Annotated in this window: 16 protein-coding genes; 15 read left to right on the top strand and 1 reads right to left on the bottom strand. The window is 43.9% G+C overall.

Annotated elements, in window-relative coordinates; genetic code table 11:
* Positions 1-41 precede the first annotated feature (41 nt).
* The 11 genes from ruvB (at position 42) to B5G33_RS21605 (ending at position 10804) form a co-directional block, all read left to right on the top strand.
* A complete protein-coding gene (gene ruvB, locus B5G33_RS04195; protein WP_087272099.1) occupies positions 42-1031 on the top strand; it encodes a Holliday junction branch migration DNA helicase RuvB in 990 nt (329 codons plus the stop codon).
* A gap of 68 nt (positions 1032-1099) precedes the next feature.
* The gene (locus B5G33_RS04200; protein WP_087272102.1) at positions 1100-1507 is read left to right on the top strand and encodes a cell division protein ZapA; all 408 of its coding nucleotides are present in this window, start codon (positions 1100-1102) and stop codon (positions 1505-1507) included.
* 78 nt (positions 1508-1585) lie between these two features.
* Entirely contained in the window at positions 1586-3844 is a 2259-nt protein-coding gene (locus tag B5G33_RS04205) for a U32 family peptidase (RefSeq protein ID WP_242974493.1), read from the top strand.
* 8 nt (positions 3845-3852) lie between these two features.
* A complete protein-coding gene (locus B5G33_RS04210) occupies positions 3853-5190 on the top strand; it encodes an FtsW/RodA/SpoVE family cell cycle protein (protein ID WP_087272106.1) in 1338 nt (445 codons plus the stop codon).
* The gene (locus B5G33_RS04215; protein WP_087416845.1) at positions 5156-6655 is read left to right on the top strand and encodes a peptidoglycan D,D-transpeptidase FtsI family protein; all 1500 of its coding nucleotides are present in this window, start codon (positions 5156-5158) and stop codon (positions 6653-6655) included. The genes B5G33_RS04210 and B5G33_RS04215 overlap by 35 nt, the downstream gene beginning before the upstream one ends.
* Positions 6656-6757: 102 nt before the next feature.
* Entirely contained in the window at positions 6758-7210 is a 453-nt protein-coding gene (locus B5G33_RS04220) for an NUDIX hydrolase (RefSeq protein ID WP_087272112.1), read from the top strand.
* Positions 7211-7346: 136 nt separating this feature from the next.
* Entirely contained in the window at positions 7347-8861 is a 1515-nt protein-coding gene (gene pap / locus B5G33_RS04225; protein ID WP_087416846.1) for a polyphosphate:AMP phosphotransferase, read from the top strand.
* Between the two features lie 25 nt (positions 8862-8886).
* Positions 8887-9219 (top strand): hypothetical protein, encoded by a 333-nt coding sequence (locus tag B5G33_RS04230; protein ID WP_087272118.1) that lies wholly within the window; start codon positions 8887-8889, stop codon positions 9217-9219.
* A gap of 4 nt (positions 9220-9223) precedes the next feature.
* Complete coding sequence (locus tag B5G33_RS04235; RefSeq protein ID WP_087416847.1) at positions 9224-10162, top strand: DUF2953 domain-containing protein; 939 nt, start codon at positions 9224-9226, stop codon at positions 10160-10162.
* Positions 10163-10181: 19 nt separating this feature from the next.
* A complete protein-coding gene (locus tag B5G33_RS04240; protein WP_087272124.1) occupies positions 10182-10601 on the top strand; it encodes a GerW family sporulation protein in 420 nt (139 codons plus the stop codon).
* A 65-nt stretch (positions 10602-10666) separates the two neighbouring features.
* Positions 10667-10804, top strand: a complete 138-nt coding sequence (locus B5G33_RS21605; RefSeq protein WP_164496692.1) for a hypothetical protein — start codon at positions 10667-10669, stop codon at positions 10802-10804.
* A 79-nt stretch (positions 10805-10883) separates the two neighbouring features.
* Here the strand turns inward: B5G33_RS21605 and rpmB are convergent, their stop codons facing one another.
* Positions 10884-11072, bottom strand: a complete 189-nt coding sequence (rpmB, locus tag B5G33_RS04245; protein ID WP_087272127.1) for a 50S ribosomal protein L28 — start codon at positions 11070-11072, stop codon at positions 10884-10886.
* 173 nt (positions 11073-11245) lie between these two features.
* On the opposite strand from rpmB, the gene B5G33_RS04250 reads away from it, so the two are divergent.
* The 4 genes from B5G33_RS04250 to recG are packed head-to-tail and all read left to right on the top strand — an operon-like array spanning position 11246 to position 15484.
* Positions 11246-11602: an Asp23/Gls24 family envelope stress response protein gene (locus B5G33_RS04250; RefSeq protein ID WP_087272131.1), complete on the top strand. Its 357-nt coding sequence runs from the start codon at positions 11246-11248 to the stop codon at positions 11600-11602.
* Between the two features lie 17 nt (positions 11603-11619).
* Entirely contained in the window at positions 11620-13281 is a 1662-nt protein-coding gene (locus B5G33_RS04255) for a DAK2 domain-containing protein (protein ID WP_087416848.1), read from the top strand.
* Between the two features lie 26 nt (positions 13282-13307).
* Entirely contained in the window at positions 13308-13430 is a 123-nt protein-coding gene (locus B5G33_RS22190; protein ID WP_275532370.1) for a hypothetical protein, read from the top strand.
* Positions 13427-15484 carry an ATP-dependent DNA helicase RecG gene (recG, locus tag B5G33_RS04260; protein ID WP_087416849.1) on the top strand — a complete coding sequence of 686 codons (2058 nt, stop codon included), beginning with the start codon at positions 13427-13429 and terminating at the stop codon, positions 15482-15484. Before B5G33_RS22190 ends, recG begins: the two co-directional genes overlap by 4 nt.
* Positions 15485-15529: the final 45 nt, after the last annotated feature.

Raw genomic sequence — 15529 nt, forward strand, 5'->3', positions numbered from 1 at the left:
CAGACAAAAAAGGCTGCCTTGGAACAGCCTGGGAGAGTAACATGGAAAGAAGAATCATTACCACAGATATTATGGAAGAAGACATCCGTACAGAAGGCAGTCTCCGCCCTCAATATCTGAAAGATTATATCGGCCAGGAAAAGGCTAAAAGCAATTTGAAAATTTATATTGAAGCGGCGAAGCAAAGAGGGGATGCCCTGGACCATGTACTGTTTTACGGCCCTCCTGGACTGGGTAAGACCACTCTGGCAGGGATTATTGCAAATGAGATGGGAGTGCATATGAAGGTCACCAGCGGACCGGCTATAGAAAAACCAGGGGAAATGGCAGCGATTTTAAACAGCCTCCAGGAAAACGATGTGCTTTTTGTAGATGAGATCCACAGACTGAACCGCCAGGTAGAAGAGGTTCTTTACCCGGCTATGGAAGATTATGCCATTGATATTATGATAGGAAAAGGTGCTACTGCCCGTTCTATCCGTCTGGATCTTCCAAAATTTACGCTTGTGGGCGCAACAACCAGAGCAGGACTTCTTACGGCGCCCTTAAGAGACCGTTTCGGCGTGGTCCATCATTTGGAATTCTATACGGAAGAAGAGCTTCAGAAGATTATTATCCACTCTGCTGGGATACTGGGAGTGGAGATTGATAGGGAAGGGGCTTTGGAGATGGCCAGACGTTCCAGAGGAACTCCTCGTCTTGCCAACAGACTTTTGAAGCGAGTAAGGGATTTTGCCCAAGTGAAATATGACGGAAAGATTACCAGGGACGTGGCCGACTTTGCTATGGACCTTCTGGAAGTGGACAGATATGGGCTGGATCAGACAGACAGGCTGCTGCTTTCCACTATTATTGAAAAATTTGCAGGAGGGCCGGTAGGTCTGGATACTTTGGCAGCAGCCATTGGGGAAGACGCAGGAACCATTGAAGATGTTTATGAACCGTATCTGATCAAGAAAGGATTTCTTCTCCGTACGCCCAGGGGAAGAGCCGTTACAGATCTGACGTATCATCATCTGGGGACAAAATAATAGTTGTTTTTCCATAAAATTCGATTATAATAGACATAGAAACCTAAGAAAAAGGCGGGAGGAAGCAGATGGCAGTGAAAAATACCACCCAGGTGCTGATTGGGGGAAAGATTGTCACATTAAGCGGCTATGAAAGTGAAGAATACTTGCAAAAAGTTGCCAATTATATGAATAACAAACTTACGGAGCTGGGGCAGCTTCCGGGATATAACCGGCAGGCTCTGGAAACGAGACATACTTTATTGAGCCTGAATATTGCAGATGATTATTTCAAAGCAAAGCGCCAGGCCGAAATGTATGAGGAAGAGCTGGAAGCAAAAGACCGGGAAATGTATGATCTGAAGCATGATCTGATCAATGGACAGGTGGAACTGGACAAAGAAAAAAAATCTCAGGCGGAGAAAGACCGGCAGATCGCAGAGCTTCAAGCAAAGGTAGATGAGTTGGAGAAGGAGCTGGAAGAGCTCCTGAAGTAAGAGAATAAAAAGCAGGGGCGGCAGATAATGTAACGCCCCCTTTTCTTTTTATATAGAAAATAAGGAGTTTAAGGCTGTATGGGAGAAAAGGAAAAAGAAAGGAAAAGAGAGCCTATGAATATAGAACTATTGTCTCCTGCCGGATCTTATCAGGGGCTTCAAGCCGTGATAAGAGCCGGTGCAGACGCAGTGTATATTGGCGGCAGCAGATTCGGGGCCAGGGCCTATGCGGATAACCCTGACGTGGAAGAACTGAAAGAAGCCATTGATTTTACTCACATCCATGGAAAGAAAATTTATCTGGCAGTAAATACATTGCTGAAGAATCAGGAGTTATACGGACAGCTTTATGATTTTATGGCTCCCTTTTATGAACAGGGAGCAGATGGAGTCATTGTTCAGGACTTTGGCGTACTGTCTTTCTTAAAAAGAGAATTTCCCGGACTGCCCCTTCACGCCAGTACGCAGATGACGGTTACAGGCCCAAAAGGGGCCGGGATCCTGAAGGAAGCCGGCGTCTCCAGAATTGTGCCGGCCAGGGAACTTTCTCTGAAAGAAATAAAGGCTATCCACGAAGAGACAGGAATGGAAATTGAATGCTTTGTTCACGGAGCCCTCTGCTATTGTTATTCTGGCATGTGTCTGTTCAGCAGCATGCTGGGAGGAAGAAGCGGCAACCGGGGACGATGCGCACAGCCCTGCAGACTTCCTTACCAGGCTTTTTGCGAAGGAAAACTTTTAAACGACGAACAGAGCCGGTATCTTCTCAGTCCCAAGGATATGTGTACCATTGAAATCCTTCCGGAGATACTGAAAGCAGGTGTCTATTCTCTGAAAATCGAGGGAAGGATGAAAAGACCGGAATACGCGGCAGGGGTAACTGCCGTTTATCGAAAATATCTGGATCTTTATCGGCAAAATCCGGAGAATTACCAGGTAGAAGAGGAAGACAGGAAAAGGCTTCTGGACCTGTATCAGAGGGATGGGTTTAACCAGGGGTACTATCACAGCCATAATGGAAGAGATATGATGGCTGTGGTCAATTATAAAGAGCAGAACAGAAAGAAAAAAAATTCAGAAAATCGTAATGAAGAACTGTTTACTGAATTAAAAAAGAAATATCTGGATACAAAAACACAAGAAAAAATTTATGGAAATTTAATCCTCTTTGCCGGCAGTCCTGCTATACTGGATTTAGATTTTCAGGACATCCATGTACAGGCTCAGGGAGCTGTGGTGGAGGAGGCTATAAAACAGCCTCTTTCCTCTGAAAGAGTAAGACGCCAGATGGAAAGGACCGGCGATACCCCTTTTGTCTTTGAAGATCTGGAAATCCTGACAGATGAAAAGGGATTTCTGCCGATGCAGAGTCTGAACACCCTGCGCAGAGAGGCTCTTGGAAAGCTTCAGGAAGAATTCTTGAAAAAATTCAGGCGGAGCCTTCCTGAAGGACAGACAGTGATGCCAAAAAGGGGGGAGAACAGTCAGGAAGAGGTTCCGGAGAAAAAACTTTATGTGCTTACAGAGACCAGAGAACAATGGAAAGCGGCTCTGGAGACAGATTTTGTCACAGGGATTTATTGTGGGATTTCCATGGCTGGGCTGAAGGAATTAGAGCAGAATACCAGAGAATTGGCAGAGGAAGCCGCCAAGTCAGGAAAAGAGTTTTATCTGGCAATGCCTTATATGCTCAGAGAGGGGCGGCTGGATGGATATGAGGATATTTTCAGAAATCTGGGAAAGGATATAGATGGATTTCTGGTGAGAAATCTGGAAGAGCTGGGTTATTTAAAAGAGCTGGGACTGGAGAACAAAATCGTCTGCGATTATTCTCTATATACCTTTAATGATATTGCAGGAGAATTTCTGAGAGATCTGGGGGTCCTGCGGACTACAGTTCCTCTGGAACTGAATGGGAATGAGATAAGGGAAAAGGACTGCCGCAGAAGCGAAATGGTTATCTACGGATACTATCCCATGATGGTTTCCGCTCAGTGTATTAAGAAAACCTGCGGGGCCTGTGACCACAAGCCGGGAAAAATCCTGCTGAAAGATCGGTACGGCCAACGTTTTCTGACAAAATCCTTCTGTGATTTCTGTTACAATGTGATTTACAACAGTATTCCTACCGGACTTCTAAAAGAAGCAGAGGAGATACTGGTAATGGATATTCCTGTTCTTCGTATGAATTTTACAGACGAAAGCTACAGAGAAGCAAAGGAGATGCTGGAGCTTTTTGCCCAGGCATATGATTACAGACAAAATACAGAGAAAAAGAAAAACCGGTCTGAATTGCCAGCTTTTACTAAGGGACATTTCAGACGGGGAGTAGAGTAGGTGAAAAAGTGCTTAATATTATTGTTGAAATATCGAAATATCTGATACTGATTATTATGTTGCTGTATACCCTGGAAAGTTTTTGGGTCTTTCGGTATGAGGAGGATTATGATCAGAGATACGTTCTGAGAAATCAGCTTCTGCTGATCATTTTTTTAGATTTTACAGCTTTTCTCGTAATCTTTTTACAGACAGAAGAATTAAAGGTGCTGTATATTTTCGGGACTCTGATTCTGTACCTGGTTATTGTCCAGGCTTTGTACAGAGTCTTTTATAAAACATCGTCTATCTTGCTGCTGAATCACATGTGCATGCTTCTTTCTGTAGGATTTATTATGCTGGCCAGGCTGGATCCGGATTCAGGGCTGAGACAGATGGCAATTGCAGTGGCAGCTACGGTTCTGGCTATGGTTATTCCTGTGATGATTCGGAAAATGTATTTTTTGAAAAAGCTGACTTGGCTTTATGCCGTCGTAGGATTTCTGATGCTGTTGGTTGTTCTGGTAGTAGGGTCAAATGTAAACGGAGCCAAGATTAATATCAATATTGGATCTTTTACATTCCAGCCATCTGAGTTTGTAAAGATTATTTTTGTGTTTTTTGTGGCCAGCAGGCTTTATAAGAAAAGCGCCACATTCCGGGATCATGTGATTACTACTGCAGTTGCGGCAGCTTATGTGCTGGTCCTGGTGCTGTCCAGAGACCTGGGAAGCGCGGTGGTATTTTTCATCACTTACGTGGTGATGCTCTATGTGGCTACGAAAAAACCAGTGTACCTTTTGGCTGGTCTGGGAAGCGGCTGTGGAGCAGCAGTTATTGCTTACTTCCTGTTTTCTCATGTACGGCAGAGAGTAGTAGCCTGGAGCGACCCATTCTCTGTCTGGGAAACCTCCGGCTATCAGATTCTTCAGGGGCTTTTTGCAATAGGGGCAGGAGGATGGTTTGGCGTGGGACTCTGTAAGGGTTCTCCGGAACTGATTCCTTTTGTACAGCAGGATTACATGTTTGCAGCAATCTGCGAAGAACTGGGCAGCCTTTTTGCCATCTGTATGATATTGGTGTGCATGAGCATGTTCCTTCTGGTTGTAAATATTTCTCTGAGGATTAAAAAACGTTTTTATAAATTAATTGCCCTGGGTCTTGGAACGGAATATGCTTTTCAGGTGTTCCTGACTATTGGAGGCGTCAGCAAATTTATTCCCATGACAGGAATCACGCTGCCTTTGGTCAGCTATGGAGGAAGTTCTGTGCTGGCTACCATTATCATGCTGGCTATTATCCAGGGACTGTATATTTTGAGAGAAGACGAGGATGAGGAATTTGAACGGCAAAAAGAAAAAATATGAGAAGCAGCTTCGAAAAGAAGAAGCGCTGCAGAAGAAAAAACAAAAAAAAGCGAAAAGACGGAAAAACAGAGAATATACCATTGTCAGCTATTTCTTCGTGTTGATTTTTGTTTCCTTAATTGGCTATATGGCTTATTTCAATATTTGGGAGAGAGATGCCATAACCAGCAGCCCATATAACAGCAGACAGAATCAGGCAGAGGACCGAATCGTGAGAGGGAGTATTCTGTCTTCCGACGGTCAGGCCCTGGCCTATACACAGGTGGATGATCAGGGGAATGAAACCAGGATTTATCCCTATGGAAATATGTTTGCCCATGTAGTGGGATATGAAGCAAATGGAAGAAACGGCCTGGAGTCTCTGGCCAATTCGTCTCTTATGTCCACTCATCATGAATATGTTGACAGGCTGAAAAATGAAATCCTGGAGCTGAAAAATCCTGGAGACAATGTAGTGACAACGCTGAATACAAGACTTCAGGAGGTTGCCTACAACGCCCTGGGAGGATATAACGGAGCTGTGGTAGTAATGGATCCTAAGACTGGAGCGGTACTGGCTTCTGTGAGCAAGCCGGATTTTGATCCTAATACAGTGGAAGCCAACTGGGATTCCCTGGTTAACGATTCTACAAACAGCAGTCTCTTAAACCGGGCTACACAGGGAGCTTATCCTCCAGGCTCCATCTTTAAAATAGTGACGGCGCTTACTTATCTCAGGGAGCATGGTACTTTAGATGACTTTTCCTATAACTGCACGGGAAGCATTACCCAGGAAGGACATACAATTCCTTGTATTTACGGAGAGGTTCATGGACAGGTGGACTTTACCACTGCCTTTGCAGAGTCCTGCAACACGGCTTTCGTTCAGATGGGACTGGACCTGGGGGCAGATGCCATTCAGGAAACAGCGGAGGACTTGCTTTTTAATCAGGAATTGCCTATTTCTCTGGACTATAGGAAGAGTACTATTGATCTGAAAGAATCTGAGGGAATTCCATTCCTTATGCAGTCTTCTATCGGACAGGGAACTACCCTGGTATCACCGATGCATATGGCTATGATCGTCAGCGCTATTGCAAACGGCGGAGAATTAATGGAGCCTTACTATATTGACCATGTGGAGAATGATGCGGGCGATGTGGTAAAGACTACCAGCCCTTCCACATATAAGGAATTAATGAGCGAAAGCGAAGCAGAGACGCTGAAAAATCTTATGGCAGAAGTAGTCAATTCCGGTACTGGTACCCAGCTTTCAGGAGAGAGCTACAGCGCCGCAGGAAAAACAGGCTCTGCGGAATATGAAGGCAGTGATGGTTCTATCCAGACCCATTCCTGGTTTGTGGGATTTTCCAATGTAGAAGATCCGGATCTGGTAGTAGCAGTAATCGCAGAGGGCGCTGGTACGGGAAGTAAAGTAGCCCTTCCTATTGCCCATGAGATATTTAACGCTTATTATTACGGGTAAGCAGATGGAATAAGATATTGCGTCGTTCCTAAAAAAGAGGTATACTACTTTTAAGAACACAACGCAGGCATTTTGGATGCCATTAGCAGGAGGACGCACAAAATGATCGAAGCAACAAGCTGTGGCGGGGTGGTAATATATCGGGGAAAGATACTGACTTTATATAAGTCCTATAAACATAAATATGAGGGATGGGTACTGCCGAAAGGAACAGTGGAAAAGGGCGAAGATTATAAAACAACTGCCCTCAGAGAGGTAAAAGAGGAAGCAGGAGTTAACGCCAGTATCATTAAATATATAGGAAAAAGTCAGTATAGTTTTTGCATACCGGAAGATACTGTAGAAAAGAATGTCTACTGGTATCTGATGTCTGCAAACAGTTATTACAGCAGACCGCAAAGGGAGGAATACTTTGTAGATTCCGGCTTTTACAAGTTCCATGAGGCTTATCACCTGTTGCGTTTTTCCAATGAGAAGCAGATTCTGGAAAGAGCTTATAATGAATATTTGGATTTGAAGAAAGCAAATCTTTGGGGGAATCGAAAGTACTTTTAAGAGAAGGCTGCCGCACTAAACAAATATATGCTGTTTATTGCGGCAGCTTCTTCCATATTCACCCATTGGATAAGGCCTTTGACCCTTTGGGTAAGGAGATTATGGTATGGATAAAACAAAGGAGGTGCAGTAAGAAATGTTAGAACAGATCAATCTTACAAAAAAAATGGAGAAAAGTGTATACCAGGAGAAAATGGAAGTCATGGAGCCTCAGCTTGCCAAGCTTCAGAGAGAATGTAAAGCCCTTGGAATTCCGGTGATCATTGTTTTCGAGGGGGTGGGGGCCTCTGGAAAGGGACTCCAGATCAGTAAGCTGATCTATCCTCTGGACCCCAGGGGATTTCAGGTTTTTGCAATTAAGAAGCCGACAGAGGAAGAGGAGATGCACCCCTTTTTATGGCGGTTCTGGACAAAAACTCCGGAAAAAGGCCGCATTGCAATTTTTGATACAAGCTGGTACAGAAAGGTTTCTGTGGACCGGTTTGAGAATAAGCTTTCCAGGGAAGAATTAATTTATGCATATCAGGAAATCAATACATTTGAACGAACATTAACAGACGATGGAGCGGTCCTGATCAAATTCTTTCTTCATATCAGCCAGAAAGAACAGAAAAAACGCTTTGACAAGCTGCTGAATTCCAAGGAAACAGCCTGGAGAGTCAGCAAAGAGGATATAAAGAGAAATAAAGAATACGACCACTATAAAGCTATGAATGAGGAAATGCTGGAGAAGACGGAAACGGAGTGTGCTCCATGGACCATTATTGAGGCAGAGGACAGGCGTTTTGCTACAGCTAAGATTTACAGTACGGTAGTGGAAAAACTTTCTGAAAAAGTTCTGGAGAAAAAAGCAGAGCTGGCTTTGGCGGAAGAAAAGAAAAAAGCCGCAGATGAGCTGCAGAAAAGGCAGCCCAAGGAAGATAAGGATCTGGATTCCACAGTGCTCAGCAAGGTGGACCTCTCACTTTCCTATACCAAAGAAGAGTATAAAGAAAAGCTGAAAAAGCTTCAGGATCGTATGGAAATCCTTCACAGCGAATTGTATCGGCAGAGGATACCGGTAGTCCTGGGATTTGAAGGCTGGGACGCAGGAGGAAAAGGCGGAGCTATCAAACGCCTGACAGAGTCTATGGACCCTAGAGGATATGTGGTGAGTCCTACGGCTTCTCCTACGCCTACAGAGAAAAGCCATCATTATCTCTGGAGATTCTGGAGGGCTATGCCAAAGGACGGACATATTACGATTTTTGACCGAACCTGGTATGGACGAGTTATGGTAGAAAGAATAGAAGGCTTTTGCACCAGAGAAGAGTGGCAGAGGGCTTATAGGGAGATCAACGATATGGAGGCCCATCTGGCCCATTCCGGCGCTATTGTTTTGAAATTCTGGATGCAGATTGATAAGGATGAGCAGGAGCGCAGGTTTAAAGAGCGGATGGAGAATTCGGAAAAACAATGGAAGATTACAGACGAAGACTGGCGGAACCGTGAAAAATGGGATCAGTATGAGGAGGCTGTCAATGAAATGATCATTAAGACCTCTACATCCTATGCTCCGTGGATCATTGTGGAAGGAAATAATAAATATTATGCCAGGATCAAAGTTTTGGAGTCTGTAGTCAGTGCTATAGAAGAGAGACTGAAAAAATAAAGAATCCGATGGGAAAGAGAATTTTATGTTAAACTGGTATAAGGGGCTGTATGTTGGCAATAATGCAAAAAAGAAAAAAAAGAAGCTGGTCCGCAGGATCAACCAGGGCATCGGGGTGATCGACGTTTATCTGATCACCCTTGCCTCCAACTCCAGGGATCAATTAGATATTTTTTCTGCCAATGAATTGCTGCAGAAACCCAGGCGGAGAAATTGTCCTGTGATTATAGGACTCGCCTGCGGATATTGGGAGGCCCTGGAGCTGGTGGAAGAACTGGTGCGGCGGACATATAGGGAAACCGGAACCGGAGAAGTGAGAAAATGGCTGCAGCGGCAGATAGGGGAGGACAGCAGGTAACAAAATGGCGGTGTTACATATTGTTTTGATGATCTTAAAATTTATAGGTATCCTTCTGTTAATACTGCTGGGGATTTTCTTGCTGACAGTACTTGGGGTTCTTTTCTGTCCTGTTAGATACAGCGCCCAGGGATATAAAGATGAGAATAAATATGGAGGAAAAGCCAAAGTATCCTGGCTCTGTCACCTGGTTTCTTTTTCTGTGTGGTATGACAGCAGTCAGGGAGAAGCAGGATATGGAGTCCGTATTTTCGGGATTCCTCTTTTAAAGGTTCTTGAAGAACTTTCCAAGAGAAAAGAGAAGAAAAAAAAGAAAGCAAAGGCAGCCAAAGTACAGGCGGCAGAAAGAGAAGGGCGGGAAATACCGGAACAGGACAAAGCTTCAGAAGAAAAAACTTCCAAGGAAAGTTCTGAAGCAAAAGAAGCTTTGGAGGAGAAAGGCTCACGAAAAGAACAAAGGGGAGAAGATTTCCGGCAGACTGAAGGAAAAGCTCAGAGACTGCTGGGAAAAGTTAAAGCTATTTTCCAGATTCCGGGAAAAATATTTGAGGCTTTCCGTAAATTTCAATTAACAGCAAAAGGTATCTGTGATAAAATAAGGAAAATTAAAAATTTTTTGGAAAGTGAAAAATTCAAAAGAGGAATGTGTCTGATTCTTCAGGAAGGAAAAAAGATGTTTGCTCATGTGAAACCAAGGAAAATAGAAGGGCGTATAAAGTTCGGTACAGAAGATCCCTGTCTTACGGGAGAAATTCTTGGGGCAGCAGGCATATTTTATCCGCTGTATGGAGAAAATTTTAGCATAGAACCCTGCTTTGACCAGACAGTTTTAGAAGGAACAATCTCTCTTAAAGGGAGAATGTATGGCATTGTACTGCTTATCTCAGCAGTGAAGATTCTTCGCAGCCGGGATATCCGCTATATAATCAGACATTTTAATTAACATGAAGGAGGAACCAGCTATGGCTTCAGAAAACAATAACTTTCAATCTACAGTAGAATCTTTGTTTAAAGGAATGGACAGTTTTATTACCACTAAGACTGTGGTAGGGGAAACGATTACAGTGGGAGACACGATCATCCTTCCTCTGGTAGATGTTACTTTCGGAGTGGGGGCAGGAGCCTTCTCCGGTGAGAAAAAAAATAATGGCGGCGGCGGTATGGGAGGAAAGGTTTCTCCCAGTGCAGTCTTGGTTATTTCCGGCGGCGTGACCAAGCTGGTAAATATCAAGAATCAGGACGGACTGACCAAAATTCTGGATATGGTACCGGACTTCCTGAATAAATTTACCGACAGTAAGAAAAGTGAGGTAGTCCTTTCTGAGGAAAAGGAAGAAAAAAAGACGGAAGATAAGACAGAAGAAGAGAAAAAAGAAATATAATATTATATAATGGGTCCCCACAGGTCTGCATATACTGTTAATGAGAGATAAAGGAGAAACAGAACATGCGCAGAGTGTGGGGACTTGCATTATTTTGTGTGGGAGCAGGGCTTTTTATCGCTCTGATCTTTCCAAAAAGCTTTTTGATGGTGGTGGCTGCCGCCCTGTGTCTCCTGGCAGGGTATAATTTATTTTGCTGTTGACACAGCTGTGGAAAGAAGTTTCCTGTATAATAAAAACAGGCCTTGTCCTACCGGGCAAGACCTGTTCATATAATACTCATTATGCTCTCTCAACTTTACCGCTTCTTAAGCAGGAAGTACAAACATACATTTTCTTTGCATTTCCGTTCTCTGTCTTAACTCTTACAGATTTAATATTGGATTTCCACATCTTGTTTGTTCTTCTATGAGAATGGCTGACATTAATTCCGAAATGAGCGCCTTTGTCACAAATAGCACATCTTGCCATGGTAGCACCTCCCTAAATATATATTAAGTCCGTATAAACAAACTCACAACACTAGCTATTTTAGCAGATTAGATTTTAATTTGCAAGTAAAATTCTAAAAAAATTAAATTATTATTTCGTTTTAGGAAAAGATATGTTAGAATAGCTTATATAAAATTATGGAGGTGTCCGGCATGAATGGATTTGTTGATACAGGTTTAGGAAAAATTACGATTGATACAGATGTCATTGCCACTTATGCGGGAAGCGTAGCGGTTGAATGTTTTGGAATAGTAGGTATGGCCGCAGTGAGTATGAAGGACGGGCTTGTAAAACTTTTAAAGAAAGACAGCCTGAAACACGGAATTAATGTGACGATAGCGGACAACAGGATCACTTTGGAATTTCATGTGATCGTTGCTTATGGGGTAAGCATTTCTGCAGTGTCTGATAATCTGATTAGTAATGTAAAGTATAAGGTAGAGGAATTTACCGGTCTTACTATAGAGAAAATCAACATCCTTGTAGAAGGCGTGAGAGTAATTGATTAATAAGGAGGAAACTTGTTGTGAATACCAATACTGTTGATGCAAAGATCCTTGGACGGATGTTTCTTTCAGGGGCCAAGAATCTGGAAGCAAAGAAAGAGTGGATTAATGAGCTGAATGTTTTCCCGGTTCCTGATGGAGATACAGGGACAAATATGACTTTGACCATTATGTCTGCGGCGTCTGAGGTGAATGCACTGTCAGATCCGGATATGAAAAGTCTGGCAAAGGCCATATCTTCCGGCTCTTTAAGAGGGGCGAGAGGTAACTCCGGAGTTATTCTGTCACAGCTTTTAAGGGGATTTACAAAGGTTATTGAGAAGCATGAGGAGATTGATGCTCCCATTTTTGCAAAAGCTTTTGAGCGGGCAGTAGAAACGGCTTATAAAGCAGTCATGAAGCCAAAGGAAGGTACAATCCTTACGGTGGCTAAGGGCGTATCAGAAAAAGCATCAGAAATTGCAGAGGACAGTGAAAGCCTGGAGAGTTTTTTTACAGATGTGATTGCAGAAGCGGAGACAGTCCTTGCCAAAACACCAGAACTTTTGCCTGTCTTAAAAGAAGCAGGAGTGGTAGATTCCGGCGGACAGGGGCTTGTAGAAGTGCTGAAAGGCGCTTTTGACGGCTACCTGGGCAAAGAGATCAATCTGGATTTTGAGAAACCGGCAGTAAAGCTTACGGGAACAAAACCGGTATCGGCAGAAGAGAGTGATATCAAATTTGGATATTGTACAGAATTTATTATCATGCTGGAAAAAGAATTTACCGATAAGGACGAAGAAGATTTTAAGGATTATCTGATGTCTATCGGAGATTCTTTGGTAGTAGTGGCAGATGACGATATTGTGAAAGTCCACGTCCATACCAATGACCCGGGAGAAGCCATCCAGAGAGCTCTGACCTATGGCCAGCTTTCCAATATGAAGATTGACAACATGCGTCTGGAGCATCATGAGAAAGTGATAAAAGAAGCAGAAAAAATGGCGGCTCAGCAGGCGGCTCAAAAAGCTGCAAAACCGGAGAAAGAAGTTGGTTTCATTTCTGTATCCGTAGGCGAAGGTATGGGAGAGATTTTCAAGGAGCTGGGAGCCGACTATCTTATCCAGGGCGGACAGACTATGAATCCCAGTACAGAGGATATGCTGAAGGCTATTGAAGAAGTAAATGCGAAAAACATATTTATCTTCCCGAATAACAAAAATATTATACTGGCTGCAAACCAGGCCAGAGACCTGACGGAAGATAAAAATATCGTAGTCATTCCGACCAAAACTATTCCCCAGGGAATTTCGGCTATGATCTCCTATGTGCCGGAAAAGAACGTAGAGGAAAATACCGCAGAGATGATGGAAGCTATCGGGAATGTAAAGACCGGCCAGGTAACCTATGCGGTACGTGATACCAGAATTGATGACAAGGAAATCCATCAGGGCGATATCATGGGAATCGGCGACAAGGGTATTCTGTCAGTAGGACAGGATATCCAGGATGTAGCTGTGGAAATGACAGGGCAGATGACAGATGATGACTGTGAATTGATCAGCATATATTATGGAGAAGAAGTTACAGAGGCAGATGCAGAGGAAATTTCTTCCCGTCTGGAAGAGTTGTATCCGGATTATGATATTGAGATCAACTATGGCGGACAGCCTATCTATTACTACGTGATTTCTGTAGAATAATAAAACCGGTATATGGTTTCCTTGTGATGAAAGTAAATGAAATTGTACACAGGAAGATTCAGATGAGCTGGAAGAGGACTGCGGCATTGAAAGATGCAGCAGTTTCCTTCCAGCCTCTTTTTACCATCAAGGCAGGAGTGAGAGAATGAGAGAACAGGACAGTATACGAACAATTAAAGGAATTGGTGAAAAGACGGAAAAGCTCCTGGGAAAGCTGGGGATATTTACAGTGGGAGATTTCCTGCGGTATTATCCCAGAGACTATGATGAATATCGGGAACCCGTAGAAATCCCACAGACGACTCCGGGAAAGAAATGGGCGGTACTGGCAAGACTTTCTGGAAAAGTAGGGGTGAAAAATACAGGCAGGCTTACGGTTATTACCGCCAGCGCCAGAGAAGGAAAGGAAACACTGTGGTTTACCTGGTATAATATGCCTTTCCTCAGAAATACTCTGAGGCCGGGAGGCCTGTATATTTTCCGGGGACTGGTAGTGGAAAAAAAGGGAAGAAAGACTATGGAACATCCGGAAATCTTCTCCAGGGAACAGTATGAGGAACGGCTCCATGTCCTCTATCCGATCTACAGTCTGACCAAGGGACTGACCAATAAATTCATGGCAAAGACTATGAGACAGATACTGGAAGAAAGGGAGATGACCCAGGAATATCTTCCGGAAGAATACAGGACTCATTATCAGCTGGCAGAGTACAATTATGCAGTAACCCATATTCATTTCCCAGAAAACAGAGAAGACATGATACTGGGAAGAAAGCGTCTGGTCTTTGATGAGTTTTTACTTTTTGTTCTTTCTGTTCGCATGATGAAAGAAAAGAACCAAAACCAAGAGAATGCCTTTCATTTAAAACCAGTTTGGGAGACTGAAAATATTATCGAAAATCTGCCTTATTCCCTTACAAAGGCTCAGAAGCGGGTCTGGAATGAGATTGAGACAAATATGACCGGGGAGCATCTTATGTCCAGACTGGTCCAGGGAGATGTGGGAAGCGGGAAAACCATTATTGCTTTTCTGGCTATGATTCTGGCTGCAGCTAATGGATATCAGGCAGCGTTGATGGCGCCTACAGAGGTCCTTGCCCGACAGCATTATGAGGGTTTGTGCAAGCTTTTAGAGGAACAGGGCCTTTCCTATCAGGCAGTGCTGCTCACAGGCTCTACTAAGGCCAGGGAGAAAAGGGAAATCTATAAACAGATTGAAGATGGAGTAGCAAAGCTGATTATTGGTACCCATGCATTAATCCAGGAAAAAGTCTTCTATCATGACCTGGCTCTCGTGATCACAGATGAACAGCACAGATTTGGAGTTGACCAGAGAGAGGATCTTTCCAGAAAAGGACAGAAGCCCCATGTGCTGGTTATGAGTGCAACGCCTATTCCCAGAACTCTGGGGATCATCCTCTATGGGGACCTGGACATATCCATTATGGATGAACTTCCTGCCAGGCGGCTCCCCATAAAAAACTGTGTAGTGGATACTTCTTACCGGCCAAAAGCTTATAGATTCATTGAAAACCAGGTCCAGCAGGGAAGACAGGTTTATGTGATCTGTCCTATGGTAGAAGAAAGCGAAGGATTGGAGGCAGAGAACGTGCTGGATTACAGCAAGATGCTTTCTGAGATCCTTCCTTCTCAGATTAAGGTAGCGTACCTCCATGGGAGAATGAAAGCAGCCCAGAAGAACGAGATCATGGGAGCGTTTGCCCGAAATGAGATACAGGTGCTGGTATCTACAACCGTTATTGAGGTAGGCGTAAATGTTCCAAATGCTACAGTGATGCTGGTAGAAAATGCAGAGCGGTTCGGACTGGCCCAGCTTCATCAGCTAAGAGGGAGAGTAGGCCGGGGAGAGCATCAGTCTTACTGTATCTTTATTTACGGAGGCAATGATGAGGAGACCAGAAAACGGCTGGATATCCTGGTTAAATCTAATGACGGATTTTTCATAGCAGGAGAGGACCTGAGACTGCGGGGCCCGGGAGATCTGCTGGGTATACGTCAGAGCGGCATGCTGGAATTCCGACTGGGAGATATTTTTCAGGATGCGGATATCCTGAAAAAAGCCAGTGAGGCAGCCGGGTCCATCTTGCTCCTGGACCCGGAGCTGAGTCTGGAACAGAACAGCCGATTAAAGGATCGGCTTCTGTCCTATGCCAGGGATAAAATGGAGTCTCCGGGGCTGTAATCCAGGGCTTACGATGCCATATAAAACCATGACTTTTTGATTCTG

It is taken from the genome of Blautia sp. An81 (assembly GCF_002161285.1).
In the GTDB taxonomy this organism is placed as follows: Bacteria; Bacillota; Clostridia; order Lachnospirales; family Lachnospiraceae; genus Blautia; species Blautia ornithocaccae.